The sequence below is a fragment of the Streptomyces sp. NBC_01261 genome (assembly GCF_036226385.1).
Lineage (GTDB): Bacteria > Actinomycetota > Actinomycetes > Streptomycetales > Streptomycetaceae > Streptomyces.
Genome location: NZ_CP108463.1, coordinates 8,471,286 through 8,491,115 on the forward strand (window position 1 = coordinate 8,471,286; position 19,830 = coordinate 8,491,115).

Consider the following 19,830-nt stretch of genomic DNA (forward strand, 5'->3'; position numbering starts at 1 on the left):
TCGGGCGTGACCTTGAAGATCCACATCGATGACAGTGCCGCGCCCTACGAGCAGATCCGCGCCCGGATCTCGGAGCAGGCCCGGTCGGGAGCACTGCCGGTCGGCTACAAGCTGCCCACGGTACGAGGACTGGCCGAGTCGCTCGGCCTCGCCGCCAACACCGTCGCCAAGGCGTACCGGGCGCTGGAGACGGACGGGGTGATCGAGACGCGCGGGCGCAACGGGACGTTTGTCGCGGCTGCGGGCTCGGCGGCGGAGCGTGAGGCTTCGTCGGCCGCGCAGGTCTATGCGGAGAGGGTTCGGCGGCTGGGGCTTGCGGAGGGGGATGCGGTGGCGGCTGTGCGGGATGCCCTGCGGGCGGCTTACGGGGAAGGGCGAGGGTAGTTCGGCGCCGCCGTGATTCACCGTTGCGGCGGAGCGCCGTTGCGGCGGAGACGGATGCCGGCCGGATGGAGACATGGCGCAGCCGGTGTTGTCGGAAGAGCGGCGCGGTCGGCGTGGCTACCGGAGTGGCGGAGCCGGTGTCGCTACAAGTACAACCCCGCGTCCGCGCCCTCCCGTTGGTCCGGTACCGATGTCGGTTGGGTGCCGCGGCGCAGGGCGTACAGCTCTGCCAGGGTCGCGCCCTCGCGGCCCACGCCCTCCTCCGTGCCGAGCCAGTTCACCGACTCCTTGCGGGTGAGGGGGCCGACCTCGATGCGGGCGAGGCAGCGGCCGGGGCGGACGACGGCGGGGTGGAGCCGCTCCAGGTCCTCGTTGGTGGTGACACCGACCAGGACGTTGCGGCCCTGGCCGAGGAGACCGTCCGTGAGGTTGAGGAGCCGGGACAGTGCCTGGCCCGCCGTGTGCTTCGCCTCGCCGCGGATCAACTCGTCGCAGTCCTCCAGCAGGAGGAGCCGCCAACGGCCCTTGCCCGTCGTGTCGTCCTCGCCGATCGCGATGTCCATCAGATAGCCGACGTCGCTGAACAGCCGCTCCGGGTCCAGCACGCAGTCCACCTGGCACCAGTCCCGCCAGGAACGGGCCAGCGTGCGCAGCGCCGAGGTCTTGCCGGTGCCGGGCGGGCCGTGCAGCAACAGCAGCCGGCCCGCGATGTCCTCCGGGGTCGTCTTCATCAGGGTGTCCATCGCATCGGCCACCGGACGCGTGTAGTTGGCGCGCACCTCGTCCCACGTGCCCGCCGAGATCTGCCGGGTCGTACGGTGCGGGCCGCGCCTGGGGGAGACGTACCAGAACCCCATCGTCACGTTCTCCGGCTGCGGTTCGGGTTCGTCCGCCGCGCCGTCGGTCGCCTGGTCGAGGACCTTCTCGGCGAGCTCCTCGCTGGTCGCCGTGACCGTGACGTCGGCGCCGCGGTTCCAGCGGGAGATCAGCAGGGTCCAGCCGTCGCCCTCGGCGAGGGTCGCGCTGCGGTCGTCGTCGCGGGCGGCGCGCAGCACGCGGGCACCTGGCGGGAGCAGGGTCGCCCCGGTCCGGACACGGTCGATGTTCGCCGCGTGCGAGTACGGCTGCTCGCCCGTCGCGAAGCGGCCGAGGAACAGCGCGTCGACGACGTCGGACGGGGAGTCGGAGTCGTCGACGTTGAGCCGAATCGGCAGAGCGTCGTGTGGGTTAGCGGACATGCGGCCATGATCCGGCACACGGACGCCGTGTGCACCCGCTTTCCGCAGTGCGCCGGGGCACGGTCGAACCGCGGACTTCCGGACCTGCTCGCGCCGTTACGCCCCCGCCCTGTTACAAGCCTGTGCGCGTACGGATCTGCCCGACCTGTTCCCTGCACCGTACTGTTGCCCTTGATGGGACGTCATGGGTGGAATTCGGGGGCACTGCGGTGGCGGCTCACCGCGCTGCTCGGCGTCGGTGTGGCCGCACTGGCGCTGATCGTGACCCTGATCAACACGCTGCCCGGCGGCGGCAGCACCGCCGGCACCTCGCGCGACGGCGACAAGGTGCACGGCACCCCGGCGACCCCGCCCGACGAGGACCGGCCCGAGGTCGGCTGGGGCTTCACCCACACCCAGTACAGCGCCGACGAGGGCAGCGACACCGCGACCGAGCGCGTCGAGGAGCTGCTGGCCAAGTCCCAACTCCCGCAGGACCAGGCCATCATGGGCTGGGGTGCCGACAACCCCGAGCCGGTGAAGGGGCGTTACGACTTCGGCGCCCTGGACCGCCGGGTCGACTTCATGCGCAAGTCGGGCGGCACCCCGGTCATCACGCTGTGCTGCTCGCCGGACTGGATGAAGGGCGGCAAGTCCGGTGCCGACAAGACCAATTGGAGCCAGGCCTCGCTGGAGACGGCGCCGAAGCCCGACCACTACGCGGACTACGCCGCGCTCGCCGCGACGGTCGCCAAGCGGTACCCGGACGTCACCCACTTCATCGTGTGGAACGAGTTCAAGGGCTTCTGGAACGACGCCAAACAACGCTGGGACTACGAGGGTTACACCCGGCTCTACAACCTGGTCTACAAGGCGCTGAAGAAGGTCAACCCGAAGATCATGGTCGGCGGCCCCTATCTGGTGATGGACAGCGTGGACCCGCGCGACGCGAACGCCTCCAGTACTTTCAAGGGCAGTTGGGGCGCGATGGACCAGCGGATCGTCGACGCCTTCGACTACTGGAACAAGAACAAGGTCGGCGCGGACTTCGTGGTCGTCGACGGCTCCAGCTACACCAACGACGACGACCTGCTGCCGAACGAGTTCGGGGCCACCGACAAATTCACCGCCGTCAGCAAGTGGGTCCGTGAGCAGACGCACGACCTGCCGCTGTGGTGGGCCGAGTACTACGTCGAGCCCGCCGACGGCAACGACGACCGCAAGGGCTGGTCCGAGACCCACCGCGTCGCCGTCCAGGCCACCGGCATGATCGCCCTGGCCAGGGGCGGCGCCACCTCCGGCTTCTACTGGAACCCGGAGGAGGAGAAGGGCACGGACTGCGCGGGCTGCCTGTGGACGCCGACCGACAGCTCCGACGGCGGGCGGCAACTCCCCATGTACGACCTGGTGTCCCGCTTCGACGCGGCCTTCGGGCCCGGCACGAAGTACGAGACCGTGTCGGTCGCCGCCGACGACGTGCCCAACGTACGGGTGCTGGCCACCGACAAGACCATCCTGGTCGTGAACACCCTGGACCGGCAGATCAGCGCGAAGGTCGACGGCAGGCAGTTCGACATGACGGCCTACGGGGTCAAGTGGCTCACGCGATGAGCCACTTGACCCCATGAACCCCGGAACGCCGCCGCCCCACTGTCACTTCACGGTCACTTCATGGTCAGGAACCGCTGCACCAGCGAGGCCAGCACCACTGCCAGCAGAGGCAGCGAGAACCAGAAACTGCTCTGCAGCCACCGCAGTTGACGCACACTCGGCCGGACCGCGACCCGGACGACCTCGCGGGCCGTCAGCATCAGGATCAGGGCGAGGGCGGCGAGCGCGCCGACCACCGACCACGGTGTCCAGGTGATCTGCGGTCCGATCGGCCCGGGATCGGGCTTCGGGACCGCACCCGCCGGTTGGTCGCGCAGGGAGTACATGGTCACGTCGGCGTTGACGAGGACCTTCTTCAACTCCTGCCGGTTGTCCAGGTTCTGGATGAGCCGGGACTCCCAGGTCGCCGAGTAGCCCGCGTCCAACTGGAGCGAGACGACCTGGCTCTTGTTCAGCATCAGGTACGAGTTCGGGCCCGCGTCCTTGAGTGCCTTGACCAGACCGGACACCAGCACCGGGTCCGAAGGGGCCGGCGTCGGGACGTAGTTGACCCGTTCCATGTCCTTCGCGCCCCACGGCATCGCCGGCGTCACGTCGTTGACCGTGTCGTCGGTCAGCCACAGCAGCCGTACCGTCGGCGTGTCGTGGGCGTACACGTAGTTCATGGCCGCGACCTCGCCGGGCCGCACCCGCTCGAAGCCCTCGTTGCCCCAACGGGCCACCAGGAAGCCGCCCATGAGCAGCAGACCGGCGAGCAGCGCGGCCGGCGGGGCGAGCCTCGACCGGTCCTTCTCGCGCTCCTTGGCGGTGGCGCCGGTGCGCGGGAAGAGGGCGAGACCCGCGAGCAGGGCCGCGCCGGGCACCGCGAACATGAAGACGCGCAGCGCCATCTCGCCGCCGTAGGACTGCATGCCGAAGCCCAGGAACGGGACGAAGGTGAGGACGAGCAGGGAGCGTTCGCGGTATTGGTGGTGGCGGCGCCACCACCAGCCCCAGCAGGCGAAGGCCATGACGCCGCCGGCCAGCAGGACGCGGGTGTAGAGGACCAGCTTGTGGGTCGAACTGCCGCCCTGGATACGGCCGGAGACGGACGTCGAGACGTTGCTGCCGACGCCGCCGACCCCGCCGAAGAGGTCGTTGAAGTGTCCGGACCAGTACGGCTCGGCCATGAAGCCGAGCCAGACCGCGACCAGCACCCCGAACAGGATGGGCAGGCCGCGGAGTTCGGAGCGGCCGAGCAGGACGAGGACCGTGAGCACGCCCAGCATCACGAACGGCGTGAGTTGGTGGGCCGGGACGCTCGCCGCGAACAGACCGATCAACACCAGGAGCAGGACGGCCTGTTGGCGCCGGTCGGTGGGTTCGACCTCCGCCTCGCCCGGCCGCGTCCTCGTCCACAGGACGTGCGGTGCCCGGAACCAGACCAGGAGGATCGCGACGAAGGCCAGGTAGAGCAGGAAGGTGAAGCCCTGCGGGGAGAAGTAGTCCTGGCCGACCCAGCCGCTGAGCACGAAGATCCAGATGCCGGTCCACTTCGCCCGCCAGCTCGCCCGCAACGAGCGCACCAGCAGGAACATCGGTGCCAGATAGGCGAGTTGGATGGCCGTGGGCCACCAGCGGATGACCTCGGTCCAGTCGGTGAACCCGCATGCCTTGCCGATGAACGCGGCCACCGCGAAGAAGCCCGGCCAGCTCCAGCGGGCGTCCAGGTCGGGTACGGCCGACCCGGTGCGGTCGATGTAGTCGATGAACCCGAGGTGCTGCCAGGCCGTCGGGAAACGTGGCTCGGTCTCGATCACCGCGGGCAGCGCGTGCAGGGAGATGACGGTCGCGAGCAGGGTGACCAGCAGCAGTGCCTTGTGTTCGCGGCCCAGCCACAGCAGCGCGGCGAACACCACGACCAGCAGCGCGGCGCCGGCCAGCGTGGGCAGCGGCAGCACCGAGATCAGGCCGAGCCCGCCCATGCGGTCCAGGTCGGACTCGCCGAGCCGCGCCGCGGGCACCCAGTACAGGAGCAGCGCGGCGACCAGCAGACAGCCGAGCACGACGCCGGGGCGCGTGGGCACCAGGCGCTCACGCAGGGACAACGGCCGTGCGGGCGGCGGCACTTCGGACTCCCGCGCCTCCCGCTCCCGCTCGGCCGCGTCCTCCCGGGCCTGTTCCCGTACGAGCGAGGCCTCCGGTACGACCACCCGGTCGGAGCCGTTGGCGGGCTCGAACGGCGCGTCCGCCTCCGGCTCGGCGGACGGGCTCAGTGATGACTCCGAGCCGGGTTCACGTTCCTCGACGGGCAGCCCGACGACCTCGGACCGCTTGATGCCGAGCGCCCAGGTCGGACGCTGCTCGCCGGACACGATGGGTGTGCCGGTGGGCGGGGTGCCGGGGCCCGGGCGTACGTCCGGCCGGCGTTCCAGGTGGTCGAAGTCGACGTGTATGCCGAGCGCGAGGGTGTCGGAGTCGAGCGCCCAGGCCGGACCGCGACGGCGCGGTGCGGCGACCGGGACCTCGCGCGCGCCCAGGTCGGCGAGGTCGCCGTCCGGTGCCGCGTCCTCGGGCGACTCAGCGGCCGGTGCGGCCCGTAGCGTCTTGAACAGCTTGGGCGCGGCGATCGCCACGATCACCGCGAGGCTGGAGATCTCGGCGACGCCCGCGCCGGTCAGGCCCATGCGGGGGAGCAGCAGCAGCGTCAGGCTGAGCACCAGGACGCACAACAGGCCCTGCAGCCAGGCGAGTCCACCGGTGCGGCTCTGCGCGCGCAGCACCGCGAAGTACGTCTCCATGAGGACCCGCAGCAGCGCGCCCACCGCGAACCAGCGCAGCAGCGGGGTCGCCGCGTCCGCGTAGCCCGCGCCGAACACGCCCAGGATGTACGGGGCGCCGACGAACAGCAGCCCGCAGATCGGCAGCATGATCCGGGCCATGCGCTTGAGCGCGGCCCGGGTGTTGGCGGCGATGCGTGCCGGGTCGTGGGAGCCCTCGACGGTCAGCGAGGCGCCCATGTTGATGGCGAGCAGGTTGACCGTGCCGCCTATCGTCGTGGTGATGTAGAAGTACGCGTTGTCCTCGGAGCTGACCTGCGAGGCGATGATCACCGGGACCAGGTAGACCACGGCGAGCGAGAACAGCGAGCCGGTGTAGTCCCCGGCGAGGAACCTGCCGATCTCCCGCAGGGTCGGCGGCCTCGCGTGCTCCTCGGTCGCCTTGATGTGCCGGGGCACCAGCCGTCGGAACACCAGCCAGCCGAGCGGCACCACGGAGAAGGCGATCGCGGCGACCCAGGACACGAAGACACCGCTCGCGGCGAACACCGACGCGAGCCCGACGAGCAGCGCCAACTTCACCGCCGAGAACACCGTGTTGCCCACCGGCACCCAGGGCGCGCTGCGCAGCCCGGTCAGCACCCCGTCCTGCAGCGTCAGCAGGTTCCAGGCCACGACCGCGACGACGAAACCGAGCGCGGGGATCGGCCCGTGCAGGAAGCGGTACGAGGGTCCCCAGTCGTTCAGCGTCAGCAGGAAGATCCCGGCCCCGAACGCGACGACGACCGAACTGCCCGCGTACGTACGGAAGATGAGGCGCCCGGTGGCACGTCCGGCGACCGGGATGAAGCGGGCCAGGGCGCCGGTCAGGGTGACCGCCGTGAGCCCGGCGAGGAGCTTCATCGCGGCGATGGCCGCCGAGCCCTGGCCGACCGCGGACGGGGAGTAGTAGTGGGCGGCGATCAGCCAGTAGCCGAGGCCGAGCACCGCGGAGATCCCGGTGTTGAGCATCAGGGCGTAGGCGTTGCGGAACAGCGGGCTGCCGCCGGGGGGCTTGCTCCGTCCCGGCAGGCGCAGTCGGCGCCCCGTCTGCTGGGGCGCCTCGGTCTCGGGCGCCGCGTCCTGGGTGGTGGTCGTCGTGTCAGACACGGGAACGGCTGGCCTTCCGGCGGACCTGTCGAGCTCTGCGGACCATGGCGTAACCCTGGGTGAGGGCACGGTCCCTGGCGAAGTTGCGGGTGATCGCACGGCCCTCGACGAGCCGCTCGAACTCCTCGACACCCGTACTGCGGCGCACGGTTACCCGGCGCAAGGCGTACGGTCCCTGGCGGCGCCGGGCGAGGTCGTTGCCGACGGCGAGCGCCTGCGCGAACCCGGTCTCCCGCACCGCCCGACGCACCCGGCGGCTGGAGTAGCCGTACGGATACGCGAACGAGACGGGTACGGACCCGAGTTCGTCGGCGACGATCTCCCGGCAGCGGACCAGCTCCGTGCGCAGGGTGTCGTCGTCGAGCTGGTCGAGCTGCGGGTGGGTGTGGCTGTGGCCGCCGATCTCGACGTCCGCGCCCGCGAGTTCGCGCACCTGGTCCCAGTCGAGCATGGTGTCCAGGCCGCCGCCGGTGTCGTGGGCGCCCCGGATCCAGCCGGTGGAGACGAACAGGGTGGACGCGAAGCCGTGTTGGGCCAGCGCGGGCAGCGCGTGCCGGTGCACGCCCTCGTAGCCGTCGTCGAAGGTGATCAGGACCGGGCGCTCGGGCAGTGGTTTGCCGGAACGCCAACTCGCGGCCAGATCAGCCGTGTTGACAGGCGTGAAGCGCAGGTCGCCGAGGAGCGCCAACTGTTCGGCGAACGCCTCCGGCGCGACGGACAGGGCCCGGGTGGCGTCGTTCGGGGCGGCGGCGACCGAGTGGTACATCAGGATCGGCACCGGTACGTCACTCATGGCTGACCCCCGCGCTCGTTGCCGCCACCGGGCCCGGATGCGTCGGCGCGTTCGAGCGCGTTCCCATGCCCGGGTGAGTCTCCGCGTCCGGGTGCCTCCCCACGCGCGTGTCCGCTCCCGCGTTCGGGTGCGCGTCCATGCCCGGGTGCGCCTCCACGCCCGCGTTCGGGTGCGCGTCCATGCCCAGGTGCGCCTCCACGCCCGCGTGCCTCCCTGCGTCCATGTGCGTCTCCGGGCCCGTGTCCGCTCCCGTGTTCGGGTGCGCCCCCATGCTTAGGTGCCTCTCCGCGTTCGGTTGTCTCCCTGCGTCTGTGTGCGTCCCCGGGCCGAGGTGCGTTGGCGCGTTCGGGTGCGTCTCCATGCCCGGGTGTCTCGCCGCGTCGCGGTGTCTCTCCGCCTCCGGGTGCCTCGCTGCGTCCGCGTGCGTCCCCGGGCCCGTGTCCTCTCCCGCGTTCGGGTGCGTCCCCACGCCGGGCTGGCTCCCCGCGTCCGGGTGCCTCCCCGCACCCCTGTCCGCTCCCGTGTTCGGGCGCGTCCCCATGCCCACGTGTCGCCCCGCGCCCGTGTGTCGCCCCGCGTCCGCGTGCCTCCCCACGCTCATGTCCGACCCCCGCGCTCATTGCCGCCTCCACGTCCGCGCCCGCCCTCGCGCTCGTCCGTGTCCCCCTCGATCTCCACCACCGAGAAGGTGACCCCGCCGCGTCGGGCCCGGACGGTTCCGACGACGTACCCGCCTGCTGCCGTGAACACCCCGGCGATGATTGCGCCCGCTCGGCCCGCGCCGCCCGGTCGGGCGAGGGCGGCGTCGCGCAGGCCGCGTGCGACCCCGGCCGGCAGGACTCGGGTGGTGTATCGGCGCTCCGACTCAAGTCCCTTGTCGGCGCCGACACTTCGGGCCACCAGGGCCTTGGAGAGACCCTCGGCGTACGTGCGCGTGCGGAAGTACCCGAAGTGCTCGCGCACCGTGGGCACCCGGTGGTGGATCACCGCCCGGTCGTCGATCAGCAGCACCGCGTCCGGCCTGGCCCGGGTGAGCCGGATGCAGAGTTCCGTCTCCTCGCCGCCCAGCGGACGCTTGTCGCCGTCGCGCCCGATGCCGGTCGCGAAGCCCCCGGCCGCGTCGAACGCCGTACGCCGGAACGAGGCGTTGCCGCCGAGGACGTTGCGGACTCGGACCCGGCCCGGCGGCAGGCCCTTGTACGTGCAGCCCACCACCCAGTCGAACTCCTCGGGGAACCAGGCCGGTCGGCGCCCCGACGCCCAGATCGGCATCGTCCGGCCGCCGACGGCCATCACCTTCGGATCGGTGTACGCCTCGGCGAAGTACCGCAGCCACTCCCGCTCGGCCACGGCGTCGTCGTCGAGGAAGGCGATGACCTCGCCGCGCGAGGCGGCGATGCCGGTGTTGCGGCCCGCGGACAGACCGCGCGGGCCCGCGTTCGCCAGCACGCGGACCTCACCGGTCTCCTCGACGTCCTTGTACTCCCTGGTGAGCCGGTCCAGGAGAGCGGGGTTGTGGTCGACGACCAGCAACGTCTCCAGCGCGGGCCGTGACTGCGCCCGCACCGAGGAGACCGCCGCGAGGATGTCCTCCCAGCGGTCCTCGGTGTAGACGCAGATCACGACGGAGATGTCGTGACTGCTCAAGACACCTCTCCCCGAACCGAGTTGAGCTGCGGGTCGAGCTGAGGATCGCGTTGCGGGTCGAGCGTGTCGATCATCGTGGAGTGCGAACGGCGGCGCAGCGCACGCCGGTTGGAGCGCTCCTTGAGGATCACCTTGAGCACCCGGATCCCGTCCCGCACGGCACGCAGATTGCTCGTGCCGTGGATACGGAGGTACTCGTGACTGGGGATCTCCTGCACCTTGAGACCGGCCTTGACCACCCGGATGTTGATCAGTGTCTCGATCTCGAAGCCGGTGCAGTCGAGGTCGATCTTGTCGAGGCAGTGCCGCCAGAACGCGTTGTATCCGTAACAGAGATCGGTGTAGCGGGCGCCGAACTTGCGGTTGACGATCGTGCACAGCGCCCAGTTGCCGAGCTTGCGGATGAACGTCATGTCGTCCGTGCCGCCGCCGTTGGCGAAGCGTGAGCCCTTGGCGAAGTCCGCGCCCGAGACGAGGGCGGAGACATAGCTGACGATCTCGTGCCCGTCGGCCGAGCCGTCCGCGTCGACCATCACGATGATGTCGCCGCTGCAGGCCTCGAACCCGGTGATCAGGGCATCCCCCTTGCCCTTGCCCTGCTGTTCGACGACCTTGACCCCGGGCCACAGCTCGCGGGCCACCTCGACGGTGTTGTCGGTGGAATTGCCGTCCACAAGAACCACTTCGTGTATCCACGCGGGAAGTGTCTTGAAGACGTAGGGAAGATTCTCCGCCTCATTCATGGCGGGAATCACCACACTCACCGGCGGTGTGATCGCCAGGTGAGAGGAGATCGGCCGGTATTTGGCCGACATTAACGGATCTTGGCCCGATGCTGCTGGGCGCAGAACGGAACTCACGAGTCTGGTCCCTCTCGTCCGGCGGACCGCCCGCCCCTGGGCGGCCCGGCTTTGTGCTCCGGTTCGAAAGGGGGGTTCTCACGGGCGCCACGGAGAATATCGATCTCCGTGCGCGCATGGTGAGCTGGCAAAACTGGTCGACCCCCGGAAAACATGAAAGCCGGCCGCGCGGACGACTCGGTCACAAATGCGGTCACCGAGCACGGCACCCCCCTACCGCGCCCCGCCCCGGATCCATCGCGGTCCTTGAGCCCTCCCCTAGAGCCGCTCAATGATGAACCAGTGCGGGTGAGATGTACGACGGTATTGATGATTGAACCTGTATGGCAAGACCTGGAATGAGGTCTCACGTTTTTGTTGGTTTGACCGTTACACAACTTTGTCAGCCGTTGTACGGCCCGGCATATGCCGTATGAATACCGATAGCGATATCAGGCCACTGATCACCGCCACCGTGATGATTCCACCGTCGACCGACCACCGGTGCACGGCCAGCATTCCCTGGGCCACCAGCATGTCGACGACCACCGCGCCCGCCACCGAGGTGAGAACACGGCCGAAGGGATCAAGTCCGCGCAATACCGCGGCAATTGCCGAGGCAGGCGCCGCGAACAGGAAGAACAGCGCGAACGGACCGCGCAACGGTGATCCCGAGTCGACGAGCGCGAGCAGCGCCCCGACCCCTCCCACGGCGACTGCCGCGCCCGCGAGCAGTGGCGCCAGGTCCCTCCCCGGTCCTGGCCGTGCCCGCTCGGTGTCGGTGATAGATGGCCTCTTGATGCGGAAGGTCTGCATTGGCGACTTTGCCCCCCAGCGCGCCGGATGCCGGGCTTCAATGTCGCGCAGCCCGACGGGGCACGTCAAGGTGGGGAAGCCGCTTGTACCGGTTCTTGCGCACCCCCGAACGGATGTTCCCCGGAGGCGTGTGCTGCCTCCGGGGAACCGTTGTTCGGGTGGAGCGGCAGGGTGTTACGGGACGAGCTTCAGCGGCTTGTTCGGTGAGCCCGTGCCCGGGCCGGTCACCACACCCGAAGTGGCCCCGTTCACCAGGGTCGTGGCTACCTGCGCGGGAGTGGACGAGGAGGCGTTGGCACCGCTGTTGCCCGCCACGATGTTCGCCTTATCGGCGACGCCGTACGTCGCGCCCGCGATCGTCGTGGCCACGTGCGTGCCGTGGCCGTTGCCGTCAAAGATGCGGCCGTTGATCCGGGTGTGGGTGATCCGGACGCCGGTGTCGATGACGTACACGGTCACACCACTGCCCGCGCTGTCCGGGTACGTGTACGTCTCCGACAGGGACTGGATGGTGTCGGTCAGGTGGACGCGCACGAGTGAGCGTTGCGTTCCGCGCCAAGGCTGAGCGAAGCGCGGGTCATGAATCGGTCTGGTTCAAGGGAGTTGGCGGCCTGTCGCGGAGCTGCCACGGGCGCGTGGTCATGCGCTCAGTCAGCCCCTCTGGGGGGCGCGCTATTGGCATGCACACTTCCCGTCAACGCGTGTCACTGCTACGACGGTTGTGGCAGAGATCCTGCTAAGGGAGGTTCCATGAGACGTTCCCGATTTACGGCATACGTGACCTCGCTCCTCCTCGCCGCCGCACTCGCCCTCACCGGGGCGATGACGGCGCAGGCGTCCCAAGTCGCCGCCACCGGCGGCTATGTGGCCCTCGGCGACTCCTACTCCTCCGGGGTCGGCGCGGGCAGCACGATCAGTTCCAGCGGGTCCTGCGACCGCAGCACCAAGGCCTATCCCTACCTCTGGGCGGCCGCGCATTCACCCTCGACGTTCGACTTCAAGGCCTGCTCGGGCGCTCGTACGGGTGATGTTCTCGCCAACCAGCTCGGCACCCTCAGCACCTCGACCGGCCTCGTCTCGATCAGCGTCGGCGGCAACGACGCCGGCTTCAGCGACGTCATGACGACCTGCGTCCTGCAGTCCGACAGCTCCTGCCTCTCCCGGATCGCCACCGCGAAGGCGTACGTCGACTCGACGCTCCCCGGCCTCCTCGACAAGGTCTACTCGACGATCAGCGCCAAAGCCCCCTCCGCGCACGTGGTCGTGTTCGGCTACCCGCGCTTCTACAAACTCGGCACCACCTGCCTCGGCCTCTCCGCGACCAAGCGCTCCGCCATCAACGGCGCGGCCGACTACCTCGACGCCGCCCTCGCCAAGCGCGCCGCCGACCACGGCTTCACCTTCGGCGACGTACGCACCACGTTCACCGGCCACGAGATCTGCTCCGGCAGCTCCTGGCTGCACAGTCTCAACCTGCTGAGCATCACCGAGTCGTACCACCCGACCGCGGCCGGCCAGTCCGGCGGCTATCTGCCGGTACTGACCAGCGCGGTCTGACCCCTCACTCCGAGGGCGTCGCCGAGTTCGACGCGGAGGCCCCGTCCGACGGGGTCTCCGCCACGCACGTCACCGAGAACGGCACGGAGTTGGACTCCCCGTCGACCGGGCTGCGGATCTCGACGCTGATCTCGTTCTTGAACGTCCCGCTGTTCGAGTACGTCGTGAGGAACACCCGGTCCTGCTTGGTCTTCCCGCCGCCCGACGGGAACGACAGCGTCTTCCAGCCCGGGTTGGAGACCGAGCCGGTCTTCGTCACCCACCGGTAGGACACCTCCGCGGGCAGCTTCCCCACCGTGATGCTGGCCGTGAAGGTCGGCGCCTTCGCGTTCGGCGGCGGACAGCTGCCGGAGTACTCGGTGTTGGCACCCTCCACCGTCGCCTTCACCGACTGCGGCGCCGACGAGGACTTGCTGCCGCTCGGGCTCGGAGTGTCGCTCGGAGCCGTGCTCTTGCTGCTCGTACTCGGCGAAGTCCGGTCCGAGGGCTGGCTCTTGGGAGTGCTCGTGTCGTCGCCCGCGTTCGTGTTCCCGTCGTCGTTCCGGTTGATCAGCGTGTACGTCAGTCCGCCGATCGCCAGGGCCAGCGCGATCAGCCCCGCGACCAGCACGACGGCCGCCCGCCGGTTGCGGTGCGGTTCGTCCGCGGCCGTCGGCGTCGAGTAGGAGTCGGGCGGCGGCCCGAAGCCCTGCACCGGCTGCGGCGGCGTCCGAGAGTCCTGCCGGGAGTACCCGTCCTGCGGATACCCCGCCATCATCGGCGAGTACGGCGTCGTCGGCGCCGTGGACGCGCGCGGCGTACCGCCCGCCGCGACCAGCCGCAGATCCTGCTCCGCCTGCTCCGCGGACATCCGCTCGGCCGGGTCCTTGCGCAGCAGTCCCTCGATGACCGGGGCGAGCGGCCCCGCCAGCAGCGGGGTCGGCAACTCCTCGTCGACGATGGCCCGCAGGGTGCTCAGCGGGGTGTTCTGGCGGAACGGCGAGTGCCCCTCGACCGCCGCGTACAGCAGCACGCCGAGCGCCCACAGATCGGACTCGGGTCCCGGCGTACGGGCCAACGCCCGCTCCGGAGCGAGGAATTCGGGCGAACCGATGACCTCGCCGGTCATGGTGAGCGCCGAACTGCCCTCGACCATCGCGATACCGAAGTCGGTCAGCACGACCCGACCGTCGTTCGACATCAGCACGTTGGCCGGCTTCACGTCCCGGTGCAGCACCCCGGCGTCGTGCGCGGCCCGCAGCGCGGCCAGCACCTCGGCACCGATGTGCGCGGTCCGCTGCGGCGTCAACGGCCCCTCGGCGTCCAGGAGATCGGCCAGGGACATGCCCCGCACCAGCTCCATGACGATCCACGGGCGGCCGTCCTCCGTCGCCACGTCGTACACCGTCACCACGTTGCGGTTGGCGACCCGCGCCGCCGCCCACGCCTCGCGCTCCAGCCGGGCGTACATCCGCTCCACGTCGTCGGATGCCAGTCCGCCCGGCGCGCGCACCTCCTTGACGGCGACCTCGCGTTGCAGCACCTCGTCGCGGGCCCGCCACACCGTGCCCATCCCGCCCTCACCGAGGGGGGACAGGAGCCGGTAGCGGCCCGCGATCACACGTTCAGTGCCCGGATCTTCGGACATGGGCTCCCCCCATTCGCAGCCGGGCGAATTCTCGCCAAACGTAACTCAGCCGAGCGCTGATGCCGCCCCCTTGACCACCAGTCCGACCCCGAGGGCCACGACGACGAACGCCGATCCCAGCGGCAGGGTCCGGCGGACCAGGACCGCCATGGGGCTGGTGGTCCAGCGGGGGCGCCGGTCCATCACTCGGTTCATCCCTGTACCCAGCTTGACGACGGCGAATCCGGCGGCGGTGAGGGTGAGGGCGAGACCGATGCCGTACGCGACGACGAGCAGCAGCCCGAACCACGCCTGACCGAGCGCCGCGGCCCCCACGAGGACGACCACGGCGGACGGACTCGGCACGAGCCCACCGGCGAAGCCGAGCAGGATCGTGCCGCGCACGGTGGGGGCGGTCTCGTGGGTGTGGGTGAAGCCGCCGTGCGTGTGTTCTACGGCGTGGTCGTGGTCGTGCGTGTGGCCATGGTCGTGGGGACGGGGGTGGTCATGGCCGTGGTCGTGGTCGTGAGTTTCGCCGTGCTCGTGATCGTGACTGTGGGCGTGGTCGTCGTCGTGGCTGTGCGGGTGGGCCTCGGTGCGGGCGGACCCGGCCTCGGCGTGCGCGGAGACCAGGACCAGGGAGCGCTCGGGGGCCTTGGCGGTCCCGTGCCGGTGATCGTGGGGGTGGGGATGCGGGTGGGGGTGTGAAGTGGCCTGCGGGCGTGGGCGGTTGCGCCAGGCGCGGCGTACGAGGTTGGCGCCGGCGAAGAGGACCAGGACGCCGCTCGCGATGCCGAGCCAGGCGATCACCGAGGGCGTCGCGGCGGAGCCGGCCGTGACCAGGAGGCCCAGGGCGACCACGCCGAGGGTGTGGGTGACGGTGACCGACGCGGCCAGCGGGAGGACGTCCTTGAGGCGGGCGCGACCGCCCCGCGCCGCCGCGGTGGCCGCCATCAGGGTCTTGCCGTGACCGGGCGCGAGCGCGTGCATCGCGCCCAGGGCGATCGCGATGAGCAGGGCGAGGGCGGCGAAACCGACCGTGAGGTGGTGGCGGGCCACCAGGTTGTTCAGGGCCTCCGTCCAGCGGTCGGCGCCGCGCGGCAGCACGGAGGCGGCGGGCGGTTCCGACGTCGACCGGTCGGCGTCGGTGAGTGCCGGGCCGCCGGGGCGCGCGTGCAGGGACGCGGTCGTGGTGTCGTCGGGGGAGGAGAGCAAGTCCTTGGGATAGCTGGTGAGTTCGTGCGAGTTCGACTTCGCCGCCACGTCCGACTTGGTGAGCGTCATCCGGTCGGCGCGCGCGGTGATCTCCCGCCAGCCCGGGCCGGTGGTCAGCCCCGCGCTGTGGAAGCCGAGGGTGACCGTGCTCCCCTTGGGCAGCGCGGCGGTCGAACCGCACTCCACCCGCAGGGTGTTGAGCCCGGCCTGCCCCGGCCGCAGCCGCGCGGTACCGGCACCGGGTGTGAGAGCTACCGTACGGCCGTCGACGGTGACCTTGCTGCCCTCGGCGGCCTTGTCACAGCGCTGCCGGGCCCACTCGGTCATCCCCAACCGCTTGATCTCCGGCTTGACCTGGGTCGCCGGGATCTCGGCGAGGTCCTCGATGTGCGTGACGCGCAGCTGGCCGGGGGCGACGACGAGGCCGTCGTAGCGGTTGACGGTGAAGTTGCCGAGGGGGTGCGCGCTCGCGGTGGCCGTGGGGACCAGCAGGAGCGCGCCGGCGGCGGTGAGGACGGCCGCGGCGGAGGCGAACAGGCGGCGGACCGGCGTCACTTGGTTGCCTCCAACGCCTTACGGGCCTTGCTCGCGCCGAGCGGTGAGAAGCCCGGGTTCAGCTTCAGGGCCTTGGTCAGGTGGGCGCGGCCGTCCGCCTTGTGGCCGGTGGCGAGTTCGATGATGCCGAGGTGGTAGATGAACGAGGCGTTGTGGTAGCCGGTGGCCGTGGCCCGGCGGGCGTAGGGGAGGGCCTCCTTGTCGAGGCCGTTGACGTGCAGGGCCCAGGCGAGGGCGTCCGCGGTGTGCACGGTGTGGCGGCGGGCCCATTCGGCGCGGGCGGCCTTCAGGGCGGACTTGATGTTGCCGTGGTCGGCGGCGGCGAGCGCGGTGTCCAGGTCGGCGTTGACGCCGTTGGCGCGGGCCAGCGCGATCCAGGCGTCGACAAGGGCGTACTGGTCGCCGGCCTTGGCCTTGTCGCCCGCGGCGCCCCGGCTCTCGTACAACTCGCCCAGTTCGACGAGGGGTTGGGGCAGCGGGTAGCGGGAGACGACCAGTTCCATGCCCTTGATGGCCTCGGCGCGGTCGCCCAGGGCGGCCTGGGAACGGGCGCGGCCCTCCAGGGCGGGGAGGTAGTTCTCGTCGGCGGCGAGGGCGCGGCCGTAGTCGTTCAGCGCGGTCTTGTAGTCGCCCTGGTTCCAGGCGAGTTGGCCGAGCGTGCCGGCCACGTACGAGATGTCGCCGGGGGAGGTGGCGGCGGCGAGGGCCTGTTCCAGGACCTTGCGGGCCGTGGTGACGTCACCGCGCAGTTCGTGCACGTACGCGTACCGGGTGAAGACCGGGACGCCGGGCTTGCGGGCGTCGGCGAGGTCGGCGGCCTTCGACGCGTCGGCGTAGCGGCCGAGTTCGACGAGCGCGTCGATCCGCGAGCACAGGGCGCGCTCGCTGTACGGGTTCTCCTTCAGCACCTGGTCCGCGTAGGTCAGCGCCTCCGCGAACTCGTGCCGGGCGGCGGCGAGCGCGGCGCGGCCCTCCAGGGCGTTCTCGTTGCCGGGCGAGATCTTCAACGACCGCTGCAACGCGGCCTGCGCCTGCGGATACCGGGACGGGTCCCCCTTCGTCCGCGCCTGCTCCACATACGCGAGCCCGAGCGTCGCCCACCCGTCGAAGTCCTTGGGTTGCGTCCGCAGATGAGCCTGCAGCGAGGCGATACTCGCGTCGAGACTCCCACTGGCGAGCAACTCCGGCGACACGGCACTGGACGCGGCGACCCCGGTGGCACCGCTGTCCTTCGCCGCGCCGATGGCGATGGCCCCGGCGGTCATGGTCACGGCCAACAGGGCCGCGCATCCGGCGAGTTGGACGGTACGCCAGCGGCGGCTCGCGGCGGCCACCCGGCGGACGGCGGCGATGCGGTCGGAGTCAGCGGGGTGGGGGTGGGGGTGAGTGTGGGCTTCGTCGGGGGCCGCGTGGCTGTGGGGGGCGGTTGAACCGTCGTGGGTGTGGGTGGCGCCCGGCCCGTCAGTGTGGTCGTGGGTGTGGGTGGTGCCCGGCCCGTCGGCGTTGCCGTGGGTGTGGGAGGGGGCCGGTTCATCGCCCTTGTCCTGCACGGGAGTTGGGGCCGTCTCGGCGTGGGTGTCGAGTTCATTCTCGGAGGCCTCGGAGGCCTCGGAGGCCTCGGAGGCCTCGGAGGCCTCGGAGGCATCCGCGCCCGGGGCCTGCGGCTCCTCGTCGTGAACCGAGTTGTCGGCCGGCGCTGATTCCACTACGGCCGGCGCGGCGCCGGAATCCGTGTCCCGTTCGCTGCCCGGCCCAGCGTCCGCCTCCGTGCCACGCCCGCTCTCCGACCCGGCGCTCACCTCTTTGCCGCCCTGCCCCCCGCCCTCGTCCCCCTGCTCCCACAGCCGTTCCCACTCCCGCTGGGTTGCCGTCGGCTGGTTGTCCTCCGGCGGCTTGTTGTTGGTTTCGCGCGGGGTCATGCCGTTCCTCCATCGCCTGGGGTGGTTCAAGTGCTGTGGTGCCGGGGGGTGTTGGTGCGTGGGGGTGGCGCGGCCCGCACCGTGGGGGAAGGTGAAGTGCGGGCCGCGCCAGTCGGGGGGTTTAGTACGGGCGGTGGGTCGGGCGACGGCGCCACCATGCGACGGCCGCGCCGATCAGGAGGACACCGGCGACACCCGAGGCCGCCGACGCGACCATCAGCATCATGTTGTTGCTGTCGGAGGACGAACCCGCCGGCTGCAACGCGTCGCCCAGCTGGTTCTTGACGTCGCTGCCGCTGGTCGTGCCCTTGGCGAGCGGGCCGCGCGAACCCGAGGTCGGCTCGGCGACGTACGGGAAGTACTTCTCGAAACCCTTGTCGTTCTTGTCGACCGCGTCGCCCAAGTCGTTCTTGGAACCGACCAGTTCACCCTCCATGACCTGGAGCGCGGAGTCGATCACGTCGTCGGTGAGCCGACGCCCGTTCGGGAAGCCCGCGTTGTCGCCGTCCAGGACACCGAGGCGCTTGGGGTGCGCGGCCGGCGGGATCGAGGTGTTCAGGCGCAGCATCTCCGACGGCTTCGCGTACGGCTGCTCGGTGTTGAGGCCCTTGACGCCCGTGAGGAACACGCTGACGAGGTCGTTGCGGGGCTCGCTCGGCGCCTTGATCTTGTAGATCGACTCGATGAGCTTCGGGATCTCGGGCTCGGTCACGTTCTTCAGGAACTGCGCGTCGTCCTTGGGCTCGGACGCGTTGAACTTGTCCTTGTCCTTCTGCGGGTTGACGACCTCGTTGACCAACGGGTTGCCCAGCCGCGAGACCTGCGTGTAGTAGCCCTTGGCGTTCTTGCGCTGGGTTGTGGAGTAAATACCCACGGTCGGGCGGGACTTGGACTGCCGGATCAGGTCGTTCGGCACCTGGAGGGCGATCGTGTTGACGTTGTAGCCCTTGAGGGTGTCGTTGCCGACCTCGCTCAGGTTGCCGCCGTAGAGCAGGTCGAAGACGCGCAGGTCCGCGAAGAACGGGTCGTCGGCCTGGCCCGCGAAGGTCGCGCCGCCGTTCGTCGTCTTGTAGATCGCCTGCGAACGCAGCTTGGCGTAGTCCGGCATCGACGCGTCGCCGACGTCCGAGGGCGCCGCCGGGATGTCGTCGGCGATCTTCGTCTTGTAGACCGCCTTGCCCTTCTTGAGCTTGATCAGCTCGACGTCGTACGACTGCGTGATGTTGAGGTCGGGGTCGGTGAGGCTGGTGACCGGACCCGTGTTGTAGAGGAACGTCTTCTTGTTCTTGATCTGCGTGCTGAAGGTGTAGCGGAAGATGAAGTCGTCCAGCGCGTCACCGTTGTTGTCGATGTGCACGTCGTACTGGGCGTCGTCCGCGAACTGGTAGAAGTTCGGGCCGCCGGCGGGCTCCTCGAACGGTATCCAGTTCGCCACGATCGTCGTCGTGTCCGGCTTGTCCGGACTGACGAACGCGTACAGGTCCGTGTTGTCGTACTGCGGGGTCCCCGAGATGAGGGGAGCCTCCCGGTGGGAGGAGGCCGCGGCCACTCCCGGTTCCAGCGCGGCCGTACCGGCGGCTGCGAGCCCCCCGGCGGCCAGCGCGCCACATACGAGGGCCGCGAGCTTCCTGCGTCCCGCACCGCTCCTGGAGATAGGTGTCATGCCGTCCGTCCTCAGTGCCAACTTGCCTGACGCACGGAGATTCGGAGCAGGTGCCGGGGCGGATTGGTCAAACCTGAAAAGTTTTTTTGGCGCCTTCCAA

At 70.2% G+C, this 19,830-nt stretch carries 14 protein-coding genes and 1 pseudogene; 3 read left to right on the forward strand and 12 right to left on the reverse strand.

The window, feature by feature from the left end; genetic code table 11:
• The first annotated feature begins 6 nt into the window (after window positions 1-6).
• Window positions 7-384 (forward strand): GntR family transcriptional regulator, encoded by a 378-nt coding sequence (locus OG226_RS37840; protein ID WP_328684270.1) that lies wholly within the window; start codon window positions 7-9, stop codon window positions 382-384.
• A 143-nt stretch (window positions 385-527) separates the two neighbouring features.
• On the opposite strand, the gene OG226_RS37845 is transcribed toward OG226_RS37840, so the two are convergent.
• Window positions 528-1,622, reverse strand: a complete 1,095-nt coding sequence (locus OG226_RS37845) for a DUF5925 domain-containing protein (protein WP_328684271.1) — start codon at window positions 1,620-1,622, stop codon at window positions 528-530.
• A gap of 174 nt (window positions 1,623-1,796) precedes the next feature.
• On the opposite strand from OG226_RS37845, the gene OG226_RS37850 reads away from it, so the two are divergent.
• On the forward strand, window positions 1,797-3,212 hold the full coding sequence (locus OG226_RS37850; protein ID WP_328684272.1) for a GH39 family glycosyl hydrolase: 1,416 nt from the start codon (window positions 1,797-1,799) through the stop codon (window positions 3,210-3,212).
• Between the two features lie 53 nt (window positions 3,213-3,265).
• Here the strand turns inward: OG226_RS37850 and OG226_RS37855 are convergent, their stop codons facing one another.
• From OG226_RS37855 to OG226_RS37885, 7 genes and pseudogenes are all read right to left on the reverse strand, one after another.
• Window positions 3,266-7,120 (reverse strand): lipopolysaccharide biosynthesis protein, encoded by a 3,855-nt coding sequence (locus tag OG226_RS37855; RefSeq protein ID WP_329351377.1) that lies wholly within the window; start codon window positions 7,118-7,120, stop codon window positions 3,266-3,268.
• A complete protein-coding gene (locus OG226_RS37860) occupies window positions 7,113-7,913 on the reverse strand; it encodes a polysaccharide deacetylase family protein (RefSeq protein ID WP_329351379.1) in 801 nt (266 codons plus the stop codon). Before OG226_RS37860 ends, OG226_RS37855 begins: the two co-directional genes overlap by 8 nt.
• Window positions 7,906-8,136 (reverse strand): hypothetical protein, encoded by a 231-nt coding sequence (locus OG226_RS37865; protein WP_329351381.1) that lies wholly within the window; start codon window positions 8,134-8,136, stop codon window positions 7,906-7,908. The genes OG226_RS37860 and OG226_RS37865 overlap by 8 nt, the downstream gene beginning before the upstream one ends.
• 374 nt (window positions 8,137-8,510) lie before the next feature.
• Complete coding sequence (locus OG226_RS37870; protein WP_329351382.1) at window positions 8,511-9,560, reverse strand: glycosyltransferase family 2 protein; 1,050 nt, start codon at window positions 9,558-9,560, stop codon at window positions 8,511-8,513.
• Window positions 9,557-10,420: a glycosyltransferase family 2 protein gene (locus OG226_RS37875; protein ID WP_329351383.1), complete on the reverse strand. Its 864-nt coding sequence runs from the start codon at window positions 10,418-10,420 to the stop codon at window positions 9,557-9,559. Before OG226_RS37875 ends, OG226_RS37870 begins: the two co-directional genes overlap by 4 nt.
• 369 nt (window positions 10,421-10,789) lie before the next feature.
• Window positions 10,790-11,215, reverse strand: a complete 426-nt coding sequence (locus tag OG226_RS37880; protein ID WP_329351384.1) for a hypothetical protein — start codon at window positions 11,213-11,215, stop codon at window positions 10,790-10,792.
• 264 nt (window positions 11,216-11,479) lie between these two features.
• Window positions 11,480-11,716, reverse strand: a pseudogene (locus OG226_RS37885) (S8 family serine peptidase); the annotation flags it as partial.
• A 249-nt stretch (window positions 11,717-11,965) separates the two neighbouring features.
• On the opposite strand from OG226_RS37885, the gene OG226_RS37890 reads away from it, so the two are divergent.
• Complete coding sequence (locus OG226_RS37890) at window positions 11,966-12,772, forward strand: SGNH/GDSL hydrolase family protein (protein ID WP_328684278.1); 807 nt, start codon at window positions 11,966-11,968, stop codon at window positions 12,770-12,772.
• A gap of 4 nt (window positions 12,773-12,776) precedes the next feature.
• Here the strand turns inward: OG226_RS37890 and OG226_RS37895 are convergent, their stop codons facing one another.
• From OG226_RS37895 to OG226_RS37910, 4 genes are all read right to left on the reverse strand, one after another.
• On the reverse strand, window positions 12,777-14,399 hold the full coding sequence (locus OG226_RS37895) for a serine/threonine-protein kinase (RefSeq protein ID WP_329351385.1): 1,623 nt from the start codon (window positions 14,397-14,399) through the stop codon (window positions 12,777-12,779).
• A 45-nt stretch (window positions 14,400-14,444) separates the two neighbouring features.
• Window positions 14,445-16,148, reverse strand: a complete 1,704-nt coding sequence (locus tag OG226_RS37900) for an urease accessory protein UreH domain-containing protein (protein WP_329351386.1) — start codon at window positions 16,146-16,148, stop codon at window positions 14,445-14,447.
• Window positions 16,145-18,067 (reverse strand): tetratricopeptide repeat protein, encoded by a 1,923-nt coding sequence (locus OG226_RS37905; protein ID WP_329351388.1) that lies wholly within the window; start codon window positions 18,065-18,067, stop codon window positions 16,145-16,147. The genes OG226_RS37900 and OG226_RS37905 overlap by 4 nt, the downstream gene beginning before the upstream one ends.
• 121 nt (window positions 18,068-18,188) lie before the next feature.
• The gene (locus OG226_RS37910; RefSeq protein ID WP_328684282.1) at window positions 18,189-19,730 is read right to left on the reverse strand and encodes a DUF4331 domain-containing protein; all 1,542 of its coding nucleotides are present in this window, start codon (window positions 19,728-19,730) and stop codon (window positions 18,189-18,191) included.
• Window positions 19,731-19,830 lie beyond the last annotated feature (100 nt).